Below are 15,650 nucleotides of genomic sequence, written 5' to 3' on the forward strand. Positions count from 1 at the left end.
TTACATATGAATCTAACAGATAAAATTTTATTAGTGGGTCTTGCTCCTTGGGGAGTAGATACGCCACCCCTAGCCTTAGCTTGTTTAAGTACCTCTTTGAGGAATGCAAATATTAGCACTGAAGTATTTGATATGAATATTGAGCTTTACAATGCCGTTAATGAGCAAAGTAAATATTTGTGGAGTATGAATTATTCTCATTGGTGGCGAGAGCCAGAAAGATATTCTGATATTAGAAAGGAATTAGATGTTTACATAGAACCTTTAATAAAGAAAATTTTAAGTTTTAAGCATAAGATAGTTGGCTTTTCACTTTCTACTAATTGCTCTGACCTTTTGTTGGAGGAGATAGTAAAAAGAATAAAAACTAGCGATCCCGATAAGGTAATAATTCTAGGTGGTGTTTCAATTTCAATAAATGAGCAGAGAAATGATTTAATTAGGAAGTTAAGGACGCAGATAGATTACTGTGTGATTGGAGAAGGAGAAGAGGTACTTGTCGAATTGGTAAAGAAAATAGCTAGCAATAAGCTAGAAGATATAGGTCGATTGCCAGGCATAATTAAGAAGGGTGAGTTTGAAGGAGTTAAACAGAGGGCAGAGATCAAAGATTTTAATTCGCTGCCATTTCCTACATTTGAAGAATTCAATTTAAAAAAATATAAAGCACCCGTGAGCTTACCTATGGAATTTTCTCGTGGCTGCGTAGGTAGTTGTCCTTTCTGCGATTTTAAAAGCGTTTCTTCTGCCTTTAAGTCAAAAGCACCTTATTATATTATAAGCCAGATAAAATTCTATAAAGAAAAATACAATATTATTCATATGAGCCTATCTGACCCAGCAGTAAATGGAGATATTAGGGTTCTTGAGCAAATATGTGATTTATTAATCGAAGCTAACCTTTCTGTAAATATAAATTCTCTGGCAATTCCCCGCAAGGAAATGACCTTAGAACTATTAGAGAGAATGAAGAAAGCAGGTTTTTATCGTTTGGAGTATGGTCTAGAGAGCGGTTCGAATAAGATTCTCAAAGCAATGAGGAAAATATTTACTGTCGAAATTGCCGAGAAAGTTATCCGAGATACTTATCAAGCAGGGATAAAAACATATCTCTATTTAATTGTGGGTTATCCACAGGAGACAGAGGATGATCTCAATCAGACCAAAGATTTTTTGAATAGAAACCGTCAGTATATTTCCATGATAAAGTCTATCAACCCTCTTTATGTAATGGCCGGTTCAGAGATATTTTGCAATCCCGATAAATATCAAGTCACATTACCGGCTAAAGATAGTGACAAGAGATGGTTTATTGGTGATAAGAATACATATTCTTTGCGAAAAGCCCGGATATTTGAACTTAAAAAAGTAGTTGCTAGTTTAAATATTCCCTTTACCGAAGAGGCGGAATCTTTAGAGTTTACTGGAAACTCTTTAAATAAACAACAAGGAATCGTTGTAGGTGGAGGCAATCCATACGATAAAGATGAGTCAACTACAGAAAATAAAATTATGTCTAGAGGATATGCAGAACAAAAAACAGATAAATATAGAGATAGTTTTTTATTAATTAATTTGCCCCCTTGGGGTCAAGAAAATCCTCATATCGGAGTAGGCTATGTGTGTAGCTATCTTCGTCATAAAGGCTTTAAGCCATCGGTCTTAGACTTGAATAAGAAATTTTATTTGAGTCAGCCAAATTTTCAAATGCTCTGGCATGTAGAAAATAAAAACTTTTGGTCAAATCAAGATTCTTTTCCTTTGATTTTAAAATTATTTAAGAAGGAAATAGATAAGGCAATAAATGATATTTTGTCTTCAGGTTGCAGCCTATTAGGTTTCTCGGTAGTTGACCCTAAAGAAAAAATAACTATAGAGTTCATTAGGAGAATAAAACGTAGGGATAAAAGTAAAAAGATAATTTTAGGTGGTCCGGCAACTTCTACTTATGAGCAGAGAAAGATATTTTTGGATAATGTTGAGGAAGAGATAGATACTTTTGTGATCGGCGAAGGCGAGCAAACTTTGTTTAAGGTAGTAGACCGAATTTTAAAGAAAAAAGAGCTTAAAGGTATCGAGGGTTGTTGCAGCCGGGATAATGGTAAGTGGGTTTGTCGAGAAAGCGGTGAGATTGTTTCTTTAGATAAGATTCCTTTCCCGACCTATGAGGAATTTGATTTGAGTCTATACGGTAAATCTTTCCTTGTTGAATGGTCAAGAGGCTGTAGGAGTAAATGCGCTTTTTGCAAAAATTATCGGCTTTTTTCTTCTTATCGGTCAAAGTCAGCTGAATCGGTTATGAAGGAATTGAGATATCATAAGCAAAAGTATAATGTAGATGAATTCACTGTAGTCGATAATATTTTGAATGGTGATCTAAATACCTTGAATGATATTTGCGACAGGATAATAAAGGAAAATCTTCAAATTAGATGGACTGGGCAAATTGCCCCCCGCAAAGATATGAATTTTGAATATTTCCAAAAAATGAAGCAGGCCGGATGTTTTAAACTTCAAATTGGCCTTGAGTCTGGTTCGAACAAGGTGTTAAAGTTAATGCATAAGAGCTTTACGGCAGAGATTTCTGAAAAAAATATAATTTTTGCTAAGAAAGCAGGCATTGAGACAGAAATTTTTACAATGATTGGTTTTCCCGGGGAGGCTGAGAAAGATTTTCAAGAAACTTACGATTTTATAAAAAGAAATGCAAAATATCTGGATACCATAAAATCGATAAACACCTTACATCTAATAGCCGGAACTGAAATCTATGAGCAGAGAGAGCGTTTTAAAATAAAGCCTTTACCTCAAGAAAACTGGCATTATTTATGGGAAACTTATGAGGGAAATACATACAAGGTACGGGAAGAAAGAGCTAAGCGTATTCTAGGGTTAGCTTGCGATCTTAAGATTAAAGTTATGGAGACTAATATTATAGAGGGAAAAGAGCAAAAAGTTTTGCTTGAAAATCTCGGCTTATTGGAAAAATCCCTGAATTCTTTGCAAGAGTTACCAGAAAAAGAAGAATTTAAGCTAAAAAGAAGAAATATTAATAAATGGTTAATCCTGATTTTTGTTTCTTTTTACACATTTTTTTATATTATTTATTTTTGGGTATTTATGATTTTTAGAAATAAAGTTCTCTTGGGGGGAAGAAAAAAGTGAAAATACTAATGGTGCACCCCCATGATTTATTTGATCGGTCTGAACCTTGGACGATAAGAATTAAGAGTATAGCCAGAGAATTTGAGAAAAAGGATCACAAGGTTAAATTGTGTTATTTCCCTTTAACTATAAATGAAAAACATTATCCTAAAAATATGGGATCTATAGAACTGATCCCCTTAGATCGAACACCTTCTCCGAAAGCTTTTATTATAAATATAATTAAACTTATAAAATTGTGTAAATGGGCGAATATCGTCCACTTGCAGAAATGTCATCATTACTCTTCAATCCCTACGGTAATTGCTGCCTATATTGCCGCTAAGCCTCTTCATTATGACTGGGATGATTGGGAGGAGAAAATTTGGTATGAATCCTGCGGTAGAGGTTTACATTCCCGTTTCATCGGTTTTTCATTTAAAGTATTAGAGAGATGGCTTCCGGTTTTAGCTGATTCAACTTCTTGTGCTAGCAAGTGTTTGAGAAACTTAACTTATAAGTTTGGAGTAAAAAAAGAATACATATTTGATACTCCGGTAGGAGCTGATCTAGATAAATTTAAGCCTAGCCTAAATGGTCAATGGGTTAAGAAAAAATTCAATATTAGTTCAGATTTAGTTTTATATATTGGTCAGTTACACGGAGCCCAATACGTAGATATATTTATAAAAGCGGCCAATATCCTTTCTTCTGAGCGGCCGGATGTCAAATTTATGATTGTTGGTGAAGGTTTTTCGGAACATTCATTGAAACAGCTTACTTATGATTTAGGCTTAAAAGATAAAGTTATTTTTACCGGGAGCATACCTTATGGTGATATTCCCGATTATGTTAATGCTGCATCAGTATGCGTGGCACCCTTTAAAGATACTGAGGTAACTCGTTGCAAGAGTCCTTTAAAAATTGCAGAGTATTTAGCCAGCGGTAAACCAATAGTGGCAAGTTTAGTAGGTGAAGTAAGAAATATGATCGGCGGCTGTGGAGTTTTAGTCAAGCCGGGGGATCATCATTCTTTAGCTGAAGGAATTCTGCGCCTAGTTGAAGATAAAGAATTAAGAGGTAAATTATCTAAGCATGCACGTAAGCGGGCTGAGAGAAAGTATAACTGGACCAACACGGCAGATTCCTTAATTTGCGCCTACAAAAAGATACTGTAATGAAGTTTGTATTTATAACTCGAGAAGGCCTTGAGAATCCGGGAGCCAGAACCCGTTGTTATAGTTTATCGGCTAAACTAAGGCAAAAAGGACTAAGGGCTGATGTTTTTTCTTTTTCCGATAGGTTGGGTGCTAAATCAGGAAAAGATGAAATTGATTTTACTTTTTTTGAGAAGTTTAAGCATATTTATAAGGGATTTAAGTTACTCTCAAAAGAAAAAGATAAGCCGATCTTTATCGTAAATCGCTTTAATTATCATACAATTCCGGCATGGCTAGTTTCTAAGCTTAAAAAGATACCTTTGGTGTTTGATATGGATGATTGGGAGGCAAGAGAAGATATAGGGTATTATTTTGGACTATTCCCTAAGTCAAAAGCCGAATACCTTGCTGGTTTATTTGCAAAGAACAGCATGTTTTGTATTGCGGCTAGTAATTATTTAAGAGATTATCTTTTGCAGTTTAACAAGAAGGTTTATTATCTGCCCACCGGAGTAGATACTGATAAATTTAAGTCCCTTGGTCGTAAAGACAAGAAAGATTTTATTTTTTCATGGCATGGTTCGGTGAATAGGATAGAGGTTTTAAAATATATAAAATTTATCATTGATTGCTTTTTGGCTATTCGTAAAAAATATCCTTTTATTAAGCTGGTTATTGCCGGAGACGGTATTTTCGGAAATGAATTGCGAAAATTAGTCAAAGCTTCGAGTTCTAACAGTATAATATATGCTGGGTGGATTAATTATCGGAGTATTCCCAGTCATCTAGATAGTATTGATGTTGGATTGGTACCGCTTTTGGATAAGACCCGGTTTAATTTATCAAAAAGCCCGGTTAAATTATTTGAATATATGGCTATGGCCAAGCCAACCATCTCTAGTAATATCGGAGAAGCAGCCAGTATTATTGATAATGGCGAGAATGGATTTTTAGCTGGAACCGAGGAAGAATTTTTAGAAAGGATGGAAGCTCTGATTAAAGATAAAGATTTGGGTAAAAAGATAGGGGATAATGCTCGTAAAACAGTAGAGAAGCAATACTCTTTAGATGTCGTTAGTGAATCAGCCTATGAAATATTGGCTGGTATCAATGCTTAGAATTTTCACAGTTGCTATAACTTAAGGAATAAAGGAGAATTTGATTTGGGTTATCTTGTTGAGACGCATCAACTAACTAAAATATTTAAGCCACACAAAGGCATTGGTGAGAAGCTTAGAGGCTCAGCAGCTCGAACCGAGGTAAAGGCTGTAGATAGAGTTAGTTTTTCTTTAGAAGCAGGTTCCACCATGGCTATTATGGGTCCTAATGCTGCCGGAAAAACAACTCTTTTAAAACTAATCGCTTCTTTAATTATTCCAACCAGTGGTCGGATTTCGGTTAAAGGTACAATTGGTTTGGTTACCGGGGAAGAGAGGAGTTTTTACTGGCGCTTGAGCGGTCAGCAGAATTTAGAGTTTTTTGCTGCTTTGTACGGTTTGGGAAAATCCGAAGCCAAGAGGCGAATCCAGCAGTTGGTTGAATTGCTGGGCATCGAGGATATGAGTGATGTTCTGGTTCAAGAGTATTCCTCGGGATACAAACAGAGGCTGGCTATTGCTAGAGGATTATTGCATGATCCGGATATCTTGCTTTTAGATGAACCCACTAAAAATTTGGATTCTTCTCACGCTGAACATTTAAGAATTTTTATAAGAGAAAACTTAGGTAAAGAAAGCAAAAAGACAGTTATTTTTACTAGTCATAACTTAGAGGAAGCTTCGTTTTTAGCGAATAAATTAGCAGTAATGGATAAGGGTTGCCTAAGGCAACAGGATAGTTGATATGGGAAAAATTATAGCATTTATTAAGAAAGATTTTCAAATTTTTTTAAGTTATAAGCTATTTTTCATGTTGCGTTGGGCGGGTATTGTTATACCGGTTGTTACTTTTTATTTTATATCTAAGTTTATCGACCAGCAGGGGAATATTGCCTTCAGCGAATATCGAGGAGGGTACTTCCCTTTTGTGGTTATAGGCTTGTCAGTATACGGCTATCTTCTTGTCTTGTTGCGTTCAGCTTCTGAAGGTATGCGGCAGGAGCAGATGTACGGAACTTTAGAGGTTATTTTTGCTACCCCGGTAAAAAGTAGTATCGTAGCAATTTCGGCAGGTTTGTGGAATAGTCTTATTGCTTTAGTTGCTATGGTGGTATGTTTGGTAACCGGAATTTTATTGTTTAAGGAGGGCATTGTTGCTTTGGATTGGTTTGCCTTATTTTTAACTTTAATTATGATTGTCGTTAATTTTTTAAGCATAGGTATATTGGCTGCTGCAGTAATAGTGGTTTGTAAAAGAGGTGATCCGATTGCTTGGTTTGCTAGTACATTCTTTGCTTTTTTTGGCGGAGTTTATTATCCAGTGAGTGTTTTGCCTAAAGGGTTTCAGAAAATATCTCAGTTTTTACCGATCACTTATGCTGTCAGGGCTTTGCGTAAAGTTATACTTGCCGGGGCAACATCTGTCGAGATAACTAACGAGTTAGTTGTGTTGTTTATTTGTGCAGTATGTTTGTTGCCTTTATCTTTAATTATTTTTAGTTATGCTGTGCGGCGAGCTAAGATGAGCGGTAGCTTATCTTATTATTAGGTAATGATTATTCACTTAAATTGTTGGTAATATTTTGCTGGGCATAAACTTCATTAACATAAATTCCTAGCCCTTCTGGGGAGAATCGCTTTTTTGGAACAATGCGTATACACCCTTTATATTTTTCAATTACATCTTTTCGAATCATTTTTTTAAATGTTTTTAAACTTTTGTTGTAGTCGTGGCTCGGCCAGAAATTGTATTTTTTATTTAGGCGGGAGTAATTTAAAAAACGATCCGGGTTAGATATTATTTTTTCCAGATCGCAGTTAAACCGGTCATTGAAATAATCTATATTTATTCCCTCGGGTAATAGAAGCTGTAGGTAGATAGCACGTAGAAGGCTCCAGTAAAATGGTTTGTCGTTAGAGAGAAGCGCTTTGGTTTGGCTGAGAGGATTTTTGATGTACTCTTTGATATTTATTGAATTCATGCCGTCCCAGCCTATGGCTCCGGCGCCAAGGCCCATAAAGGGAACGCAGAAAACAAAGATTAGTTCTGATAGAAACTCTTTTCCTTTTTTGGCAAAATAAGTATGAAAATAATTAGGATATCCATTGTTAGATAAATAGTCGTAGGCATGGAGGATTAAATCTAAATTGCCCGCTATCAAGTTCATTCGGTATGGGTTGAATATTTTTTTTTCGATTATGTTCGTTGATTTATCAAATAAGGGGCCAGGCACCGGGAGTAAGGTGGCATAAGACATGTGGTCTGGTTCCATGCTAACAGCAATTTTTAAGTCATCTTTGCATTCGGAAAACGTCTGGCCTGGAAAGTTGCATAGCAAGTCAAGGTTTACGTTTTTAAAACCAACCTTACGTATGCGATCGTAACTAGAATAAATATCCTTTGCTCGGTGGTCGCGGTTTAAGCCTGAGAGGATTTTGTTATTAAAAGTTTGCACCCCGATACTTATTCGGTTAAACCCTATAGATTTTAAGCCGCGGACTTTTTGGTCAGTTAAAGAATCAGGAGTTGCTTCTATGCTTATTTCTACGATGTCGCTTCTATTTTGTCCGGAGCAGGAAAGTATTGAAGAAATTATCTTATCCAGTTCTTTTACCGAGAGTAAAGACGGAGTTCCTCCGCCAAAATAAATTGCTTTTAGCTTTGTTTTTCGGTTTTTTTCGGAACAAAAGCTTTTTACCGCGAGCTCTTTTAAGAGAGCTTTGATGTAAGGGGTTTTTAGTTCTTTTAAGGCTAGAAAATCATTATTATACCTGCGGCAGAAACAACAGAAGTGACATTTGTATTTACAAAAAGGGATGTGGACATATACTAGTGATAAGTCATTGGATTGTCGTAACTGCGGTATGGTAAGAGTTGCTTTGGATTTTTGTAGATTGCCCATGATTGGAAGTTATTATATCTCTTGTAACTAAACCGGGCAATGCTTTTCTTGGTGGTGTTTTACTGATTGGAAGCAAATTCGTGCGATAATTCATGATTTTAGATAATAAACAGCGTATATATGAGTTGGAAAAAGCTAAATCATAAGACGGTTCCCGGCAACAAAGACTTAAACCTGACAACATGGAAATTTAGTCCGGTTTCGGGAGACAAACATGGGGTTATTTCTTTGGAGCGAATCAGAGATAAAGCAAGCACAAAGGCAAAATCTACTCTTCTTTATTTACCGGGAACCTGGGGAAATTCTACTTTAATTGATTATCGGGAGAACTACGAGTTTCGTATTTATCTTGCTCGGAACCAGGTAGACATTTTTAGCTTAGATTATCGGACCCACAGTGCTGATATCCAAGACCAAGATAATTTATCGTTTATGGCCGATTGGACTTATGGGGTATTTTTGGAAGATATTAAAAAAAGCGTCGATTTTATCAAGAAAATTACCAAAACAGATAAAATATTTATTGCTGGGATGAGCAGAGGTGGGACTCTGGCTTATTATTATGCTTGTCGTAATTGGTTTAGCGATCTTGCCGGTTTGATTATCCTCGACGGCTCTCTTTGGTGGGATTATTTTTCCTTTGATCACAAAATTACCTTAAAAGAGGCCTTAGATTCTTTTCGTATTCAGGCAGCTTTTCAAGAAGAGACAGCTTCCCGAGAACAATTAATGAATGTTGGACGGTACTCTATTAATCTTAATTTTACTAAGCAGCTAATACAGCAAGCGATTGATAACCCCAATGCTCCTAGTCCAGTTGAGGGGCCTAAGAATTTAGCGGAATATATGGCCGAAAGGATACATAACAGTCGAGGGCCTTGCTGGGGGTCTAAAGGTATAGCTAATCTATTTGAAGGGTATAATAATATTGAAATTTTGCTAGCTTGGCTGCTGTCTAAGGATCCTTACTGGCCTATTGTTCAGATTGCTGAATCAATATCTTTGCACAGCCAAGGTATAGGGTCTTCTGAGATAACTTATGCAAATCAAATAAATGAGGTAGATGTGCCAGTAATTGCTTTTTTCTCTCAATGGTACTATTCTTTAGATGAAAAACTAAAGGCAACAAAATATATAGGCAGTCGCGATGTTACAACGCAGATATTAAATAACTGGGGGCATGCTGATATTCTTTTTGGTGAATATGCACATAAAAAAGTCTTTAAGCCAATGTGTAGATGGTTAAAAGAAAAGGTATAGATGTTAAACTGTATTCATGATAAAATAGTTTTCATTTTACTGGAAAGGAAGGGATTAAGGGCAAACAATGAATATATGTATATTAGGTAAATATCCTCCGATACAAGGAGGGGTTTCAACTTGCAATTATTGGTTGAGCAAGGCTTTAGGGCAACGTGGACATAAGGTTTTTGTTGTAACCAATGCTGAAGAAGCTGGTTTTGAATATAGAGAGCAGATTTATCCTTCTGATGCCCGTCAGCTTGAGCCAAAAAATGTAAGAGTATTCAGTACGCAGCCTTTGAGTAGGCGTTTTATCCCTCAGTATCAGCCGTTTATTGCTAAGCTTGCCAGCATGGCAATAGAAATTGTGAAAAAGAATAAAATAGATGTGCTTTACTCAAATTATCTGCTTCCTTATGGGGTTGCTGGTCTTTTGGTTAAGCAAGCTACGGGTGTGCCTTGGTTTTTAGATCATGCTGGCAGTGACATTACTAATTTATTTGATGAGCCAGAGCTTAGGCCTATTTTTCTTGAGCTGTTTAAAAATGCAGATTTGGTAGTTAATTCGCCCCAGGTCAAAAGCCGGTTGGTAGATTCAGGGGTTATCCCTGAAGATAAACTATCACCTTCTATTGGAAAGATGTCTTACACTAGGGCTCTAGACGATAGTTTTCACCCTCAAGCAAAACCTTTTGATTTAAGTGATTATTTTGATCGGTTTAACAGACGCTTACCAGTTTTTACTTTTCTAGGAAAGATTTCTCCCCTCAAAAAAACTTTTGCCTTTGTTGAAGCTGCAGCTAAATTGCCTAAAGGTAAGTTTTATCTTTTGTTTGTTACCGAAAAAGGGCGGATGCGGATTCATTTGAGGAATTTAATAAGAGAAAAGGGTTTGTTGCCTTACACTTGCCTGTTGGATTTTAAGCCGCCTTGGCTGGTACCTTCTATCATTACCGCTTCTACGGCAGTGGTTGCCCCAGAAAGCGAAGAGACTCCTTATTTGCCTGAAGGCACTCACGGATCCAAAATAGGTTTAGAGGCAATGCTTTGTGGGCGTTGTGCGGTAATCGGAAAAGGAATGAGTAAGAAAGCTTTTTATTATGGTTGTAAAGATAAAGAACACTTTTTGGTGGTTGATCCTCATAATATTAATACTTTTGCTAAAAAACTTAAGCTTATTGTAGATGATCCTGGTTTAGCTTATAAAATTGGAAAAAAAGCCAGGGCTGTTTGGACTGCCAGACGGAATTTTTTTGAGGCTTCCCTAGACTTGTTTGTTAAAAATTTCAAAATAGCTATCCTAAAGAATTCATGCCTAAGGTAATACTTATAAGTATTGATGGGGCTTGTTGGCCGGCAATGAATCACTTGTTTAAGAAAGGTGATTTACCGGTTTTAAGCCGCTTAGTAGACCAAGGGGTCAGCGGGACTCTTAATAATATTAATATGCTTGAGGCTGATCTTTGGGAGATTTTTGATATATACCGAGAGTATATCAAGAAGATCCCTCGTTTAGGGAGCCATTCGGATTTATCGGATTGGTTGACTTCAATGACTGGTTTTTTACCTAAGGTTCATGGAGTTATTTCCTCAACCGAAAAAGATTCACGTGGCAGAGAAATACCAGCTTCTCGAAGGACCAGGAAACGTCCGGTAGCATGGGAGATCTTGGCAAATAAAGGCAAAACAATAGGGGTAATTGGCTGTATGGGTGATTGGCCCCCGATAGCTTTGCCTCATTATAATGTATCTAGATTTTACAATGTTGATGATATTTATTTTCGCAAAGCTAATAAGGATGCTGACAGTGGCTGGAAGCTAAACTTAGATAATCTGCATTCCCGGTTAACTTACCCGGCTAACTTAGCAAAAGAGCTGCTTAAGTTTAAGCCGGATAGTCAAATAGAGTCATTCATTCAGAGAGGTAAGCCTTATATTAGAGGGGCTTTGTCTTATAAATTACGCTACGATAGTTTGTATTGCCAATGGGCTAAATATCTTCTTAAACGTTTTCCTCAGCCTGATTTTTTTGCCCTTTCTTTGCATGAAATACATTCCTTGTCACATCTTTTCTGGGATTGCCTGCCTCTGGCCAAGAAAAGATTTAAGGGCGCGGTTCATCGGCGTCGACAAAAAAAGTATGGCGGGATAATTGAGGATTATTATCGTTACATTGATAAAAATATTGGCGAAGTATTGAAACTGAGCGATAGTGATTCTACGGTTATGATTCTTTCTCACTACGGCATGGTCGATTCACGAATATTTAAGAAGTACATATTTATGGATAAAATTTATCATAAATTAAATTTTTTCTTTTATGATGACGGTATTGATTGGGATCGAACCAGCGTGTATGATAATGTTAATCCTTGGGGTATATACGCTGTACGAAAGGGTTTTATCCGCGGACGCAACCCCCAAAAAATATTTTTATCTTTAAGCAGGAAAATGAAAAAGATAATCACCAATAAAGGTGAGCCTTTGTTTTTGGATATATCATTTGAAAAACAAGATAATTCATTTAAAGTAGTGCCGAATTACAAGGCCATAAACTATTCGACAAAGATATTAATCAAGGGCGAGGAGATACCAGTAAAGGAGTTAGTAGATTTTAAACCGCATTATTCTATACATAATCCTGAAGGGGTTTTCATTGTCTCAAGTCGCAAGAGACAATCTTTAAAGGTTATCAAGGATAAAGTTGATTTTTTGGACATTTTGCCTACGATTTTTTCCTTTTATGGGATAAAAAAAGATCCTAAAATGTCCGGTGAGGTATTTGTAGACAGAAAAAGGAGGTAAGTTATGAAAGCCGACCAGTTAAAGGGCAAGTGCATGACTATTAACGAAGAAATTATTTCTTGGCGAGAGATCGACAAAGAGGTAGTATTTCTTAATAAACAGGAAAAAAGTTTTTACGAATTAAACAAAACAGCTGAGATCATTTGGCGCCAGTTAGCCAAAGGCGGTAAACTGACTCAGGTAATTTCTCAGGTTCAAAAGAAATATAAGAAAGTAGGTAAGCAAGACATAGAAAGAGATGTAATTGCTTTTATTGCAGATGGAATTAAGAAAAAAATATTTATTGTTAATAAATAATGGCTAAGAAAAAACATTTTCTTCAAAATCCATTTTTTATTATCCAATGGCATATAACTGAACGCTGTAATTGGCAGTGTAAGCATTGCTATCAGGACAAGGCGCCGGTGCCTGAACTGCCTTTTGGCAAGCTAGAAGGGGTTCTTGGCCAATGTATGGAACTGTTTAAGACTCTAAACGTTCCCGCTAAGCAAGCTTACATGCATATAGGGGGAGGAGAGCCTTTCTTGCGGAAGGATTTTTTTAAATTCTTAAAGTTGCTGAGCGTGCATAATGATTATTTAAGAATTCAGATAATGACTAACGGCTCATTACTTACGCAGTCGGTAGTTAAAGAATTAAAAAGAATGAAGGTGAACGCAGTGCAGGTTAGCTTAGAAGGATTTGAGCAAACTAATGATCAAATAAGAGGTCCGGGAAGTTTTAATAAGGCTTTGCGGGCTATAGAGTTGCTGATAAAGAACAAAATTTCCACCAGAGTTTCGCTTACCTTGACCAGGATGAATTTAAACGAAATAGATGATTTAGCTGTGTATCTTAAAAGCCTCGGGGTCAGGTCTTTTGGAATCCGCAGATACTTTCCTGAAGGAGAAGGTGGGCAGCTGAAGGAGTTCATGCTTTCGCCTTTAGAAATGAAAGAGTATTATCTTAGGCGTGAGGCTTTGAAGAAAAAATTAGATGTACCGGGAAAATTTTGGGTTTCTAAAGTTTGTGAAGATGCATGCTATCTAAGCAGTCAGGATCAGTCTTGTCCAAGCTGCGGTATTACTAGAGGATGTCATCTAAATATTTTTACCAACGGCGACATTCTCGCCTGTAGGCGTTGTCCGATAGTAGTTGGTAATGTATTAAAGGATAGGTTGCTTGATGTTTACTTTTCTTCCGATACCTTGTGGGCTTTGCGGAATTTAGATAATGTCAATCCAGAATGTAGGAAATGCACCTATTTCGATAGATGCCTCGGTGGTGCTAAGTGCGAGTCTTATTCTTATTTTAATAATCCATTTGCTCCTGATCCCCAATGTTTTAGGTTATTTACCGATCTCCCGGATCCACAGAGATATAATAGGCAGGCAGAGAAAATGGAAGTACAAAAGGTTAGTGCTTTTAAGGGAGAAAAAAAGTTTACGGATGAGATTGAAGATGTGATATAATTATAGTGATAATATTATAGTAGACAGGAGATTAGCTATGGTTAGCCATTCGAAAAAGAAAAAAGAGAAAAACCAAGACAAAATTGCCTCTTCAGTTGCTGCGTACGAAAAACCTAAGTTTAAAAAAATTAAACTGCTCGATCCCAAAGAGGCAGGCATTGCCGGAACTACGGCTGGCTGCGGCTGCTGCGGTTGTTGCTGTTGTTGGTAATTTTCTAACTTTTGTATGAGTAAATACTACAATGTAGGTTACCCTCTTGCAGGAGATTGTCGTGGAGTTATCCAAATACGTACTAAAAGTAAATACCTGTGGGACCTCTTGTGTGGTAAATATGCTATGCTTTTTGGCCGTAAGGCCTTAAGTGGAAACAATGCTATCCGACGAGATTTTTTCATAGATTTTAATTTTATCTCTGATTATCAAGGTTTAGCCAAAAAAAACAAATCTAAATCTTTAGATTTTTCTTGCCAGTTTGATAAAAAGTCAATAATTTATAACTTGGTTACCCCTAGGGGGTCCTCATTGGAAATAAACTATTTTAAGCGTTACGCCCAAGTGGGCTTGATTGAAAAAGATCCGATGATAACTTACTTTGTTGACAGGATGATTCTTTTTACCTATTCGTTAGCTAGAATGTTTATGGTCCATGGTGCTTGGGTAAAAAGAGGTAAATCTTCATTTTTTCTCATTGGTCGCAGTGGGGTAGGTAAAACAACCATAAGTTCTTTGTTAACCAATCAAAGTAAAGATTACAAACTTATGGATGATGACAGTCCGTTTATTTTTCAGGCTGATGACACTTTGTTTGCTGCCTCCAGAGATCAGCGGCTAGTTGAATATTCACCAAATTATTTGTTTTTTATATCGAAGAAACCGCGCTTAAAGAGTGAAGCCTGCCCTTTAAGTTCTAAAGAGTCATTTAAGAGGTTAATTGAACACTCAGACGTAATTTTTAGAAAAAATGACCCGATGACCGATTATCGTTTGGATGTCTTAAGGAAATTGGCAATGCGTTGTAAATCATATCTATTGATTAACGGCAAAGATTTGATTGGTAGCAAAGTTTTGGCTTCTACTTTATTTAATGGTATTATCAAAAGGAGAAAAAATGCGTAGTAAAATTATGTTTTATTTAGGGTTAGCGGTATTTAGTATGCTTGTTAATATAACAGTGTTCGGTGCAGATATTTCATATCAGGATTTGGTTCAGAGTGCTAAAGATAATTTTGCTTACCAGGTTTCAAATATAAAAAGTATTGAGTATAAAGTAGTGGTTTCTGATATTGATGCTGAAACTATTTTATATATAGATGTTTGGGCGAAGTCCCCGGGGAGAGTTAAGGTGAAGCGTTTGGATGTTCGTCCTGAGGCAAGCGATGATGGTGAATTCATTTTTGATAAAGGCAAAAGTTGGTCTAATTCTTCGATGGTTCCGGTAGAGATGTATATGGGGATGGTCGAGCAAGCTTTGTCTGGTGACCTAAGAGGTGGGGCGGTTCTAGAAGAGGAGAGCGGCCTAAGAGAAGTTTCTGGTACAACATATGCAGTAGCTACTTTATTGTTTTTCGGAAAGTGTAAGGTAAAGGCATATTATAAGATACCTGATTCCCGCCGACCGGATAAATACGAAGTATTTTTGCTTCAGGGAGATAATTGGAACAAGTTAATGGATCTAAAACCACAGGATTACCAGGAGGTTGAAGGATCAGTATTTCCCCGCAGGACTGTCCAAACTCTTTATGAGCCCGAAGGCCAAGAGGAAAGGGTTATGGAGTTTTACAAAATAAAGGTTAATCAGGAAATAGATGACAGTATTTTTCAGATTCCTCAATAAATTTTCTTAACTG

14 protein-coding genes are annotated in these 15,650 nt (G+C 36.7%); 13 read left to right on the forward strand and 1 reads right to left on the reverse strand.

Annotated features, from left to right (window positions below):
• Nucleotides 1-6: 6 nt before the first annotated feature.
• The 5 genes from K9L86_00320 to K9L86_00340 are packed head-to-tail and all read left to right on the forward strand — an operon-like array spanning nt 7 to nt 6,950.
• The gene (locus K9L86_00320) at nt 7-3,165 is read left to right on the forward strand and encodes a radical SAM protein (protein MCF7907311.1); all 3,159 of its coding nucleotides are present in this window, start codon (nt 7-9) and stop codon (nt 3,163-3,165) included.
• A complete protein-coding gene (locus K9L86_00325) occupies nt 3,162-4,322 on the forward strand; it encodes a glycosyltransferase family 4 protein (GenBank protein ID MCF7907312.1) in 1,161 nt (386 codons plus the stop codon). Before K9L86_00320 ends, K9L86_00325 begins: the two co-directional genes overlap by 4 nt.
• Nucleotides 4,322-5,422 (forward strand): glycosyltransferase, encoded by a 1,101-nt coding sequence (locus K9L86_00330; GenBank protein MCF7907313.1) that lies wholly within the window; start codon nt 4,322-4,324, stop codon nt 5,420-5,422. The genes K9L86_00325 and K9L86_00330 overlap by 1 nt, the downstream gene beginning before the upstream one ends.
• A gap of 45 nt (nt 5,423-5,467) precedes the next feature.
• Nucleotides 5,468-6,145, forward strand: a complete 678-nt coding sequence (locus tag K9L86_00335) for an ABC transporter ATP-binding protein (protein ID MCF7907314.1) — start codon at nt 5,468-5,470, stop codon at nt 6,143-6,145.
• Between the two features lies 1 nt (nt 6,146).
• The gene (locus tag K9L86_00340; protein ID MCF7907315.1) at nt 6,147-6,950 is read left to right on the forward strand and encodes an ABC transporter permease; all 804 of its coding nucleotides are present in this window, start codon (nt 6,147-6,149) and stop codon (nt 6,948-6,950) included.
• A gap of 7 nt (nt 6,951-6,957) precedes the next feature.
• Here the strand turns inward: K9L86_00340 and K9L86_00345 are convergent, their stop codons facing one another.
• Entirely contained in the window at nt 6,958-8,304 is a 1,347-nt protein-coding gene (locus K9L86_00345) for a coproporphyrinogen III oxidase family protein (GenBank protein MCF7907316.1), read from the reverse strand.
• Nucleotides 8,305-8,424: 120 nt separating this feature from the next.
• Here K9L86_00345 and K9L86_00350 point away from each other — a divergent pair, with 120 nt between their 5' ends.
• The 8 genes from K9L86_00350 to K9L86_00385 all read left to right on the forward strand — a co-directional run bounded on the left by K9L86_00350 (nt 8,425) and on the right by K9L86_00385 (nt 15,637).
• Nucleotides 8,425-9,564 carry a hypothetical protein gene (locus K9L86_00350; protein MCF7907317.1) on the forward strand — a complete coding sequence of 380 codons (1,140 nt, stop codon included), beginning with the start codon at nt 8,425-8,427 and terminating at the stop codon, nt 9,562-9,564.
• A 67-nt stretch (nt 9,565-9,631) separates the two neighbouring features.
• A complete protein-coding gene (locus K9L86_00355) occupies nt 9,632-10,870 on the forward strand; it encodes a glycosyltransferase family 4 protein (GenBank protein ID MCF7907318.1) in 1,239 nt (412 codons plus the stop codon).
• Nucleotides 10,858-12,351, forward strand: a complete 1,494-nt coding sequence (locus K9L86_00360; protein ID MCF7907319.1) for an alkaline phosphatase family protein — start codon at nt 10,858-10,860, stop codon at nt 12,349-12,351. Before K9L86_00355 ends, K9L86_00360 begins: the two co-directional genes overlap by 13 nt.
• Nucleotides 12,352-12,354: 3 nt before the next feature.
• A complete protein-coding gene (locus K9L86_00365; GenBank protein MCF7907320.1) occupies nt 12,355-12,648 on the forward strand; it encodes a PqqD family protein in 294 nt (97 codons plus the stop codon).
• Nucleotides 12,648-13,802, forward strand: coding sequence for a radical SAM protein (locus K9L86_00370; GenBank protein ID MCF7907321.1), 1,155 nt, complete (start codon nt 12,648-12,650; stop codon nt 13,800-13,802). The genes K9L86_00365 and K9L86_00370 overlap by 1 nt, the downstream gene beginning before the upstream one ends.
• 37 nt (nt 13,803-13,839) lie before the next feature.
• Nucleotides 13,840-14,013 carry a hypothetical protein gene (locus tag K9L86_00375; protein ID MCF7907322.1) on the forward strand — a complete coding sequence of 58 codons (174 nt, stop codon included), beginning with the start codon at nt 13,840-13,842 and terminating at the stop codon, nt 14,011-14,013.
• Nucleotides 14,014-14,028: 15 nt separating this feature from the next.
• Nucleotides 14,029-14,919, forward strand: a complete 891-nt coding sequence (locus tag K9L86_00380; GenBank protein ID MCF7907323.1) for a hypothetical protein — start codon at nt 14,029-14,031, stop codon at nt 14,917-14,919.
• Nucleotides 14,912-15,637, forward strand: coding sequence for a hypothetical protein (locus K9L86_00385; protein MCF7907324.1), 726 nt, complete (start codon nt 14,912-14,914; stop codon nt 15,635-15,637). The genes K9L86_00380 and K9L86_00385 overlap by 8 nt, the downstream gene beginning before the upstream one ends.
• Nucleotides 15,638-15,650 lie beyond the last annotated feature (13 nt).

The sequence above is a fragment of the Candidatus Omnitrophota bacterium genome (assembly GCA_021735655.1).
GTDB lineage: Bacteria > Omnitrophota > Gorgyraeia > Duberdicusellales > 4484-171 > JAHKAJ01.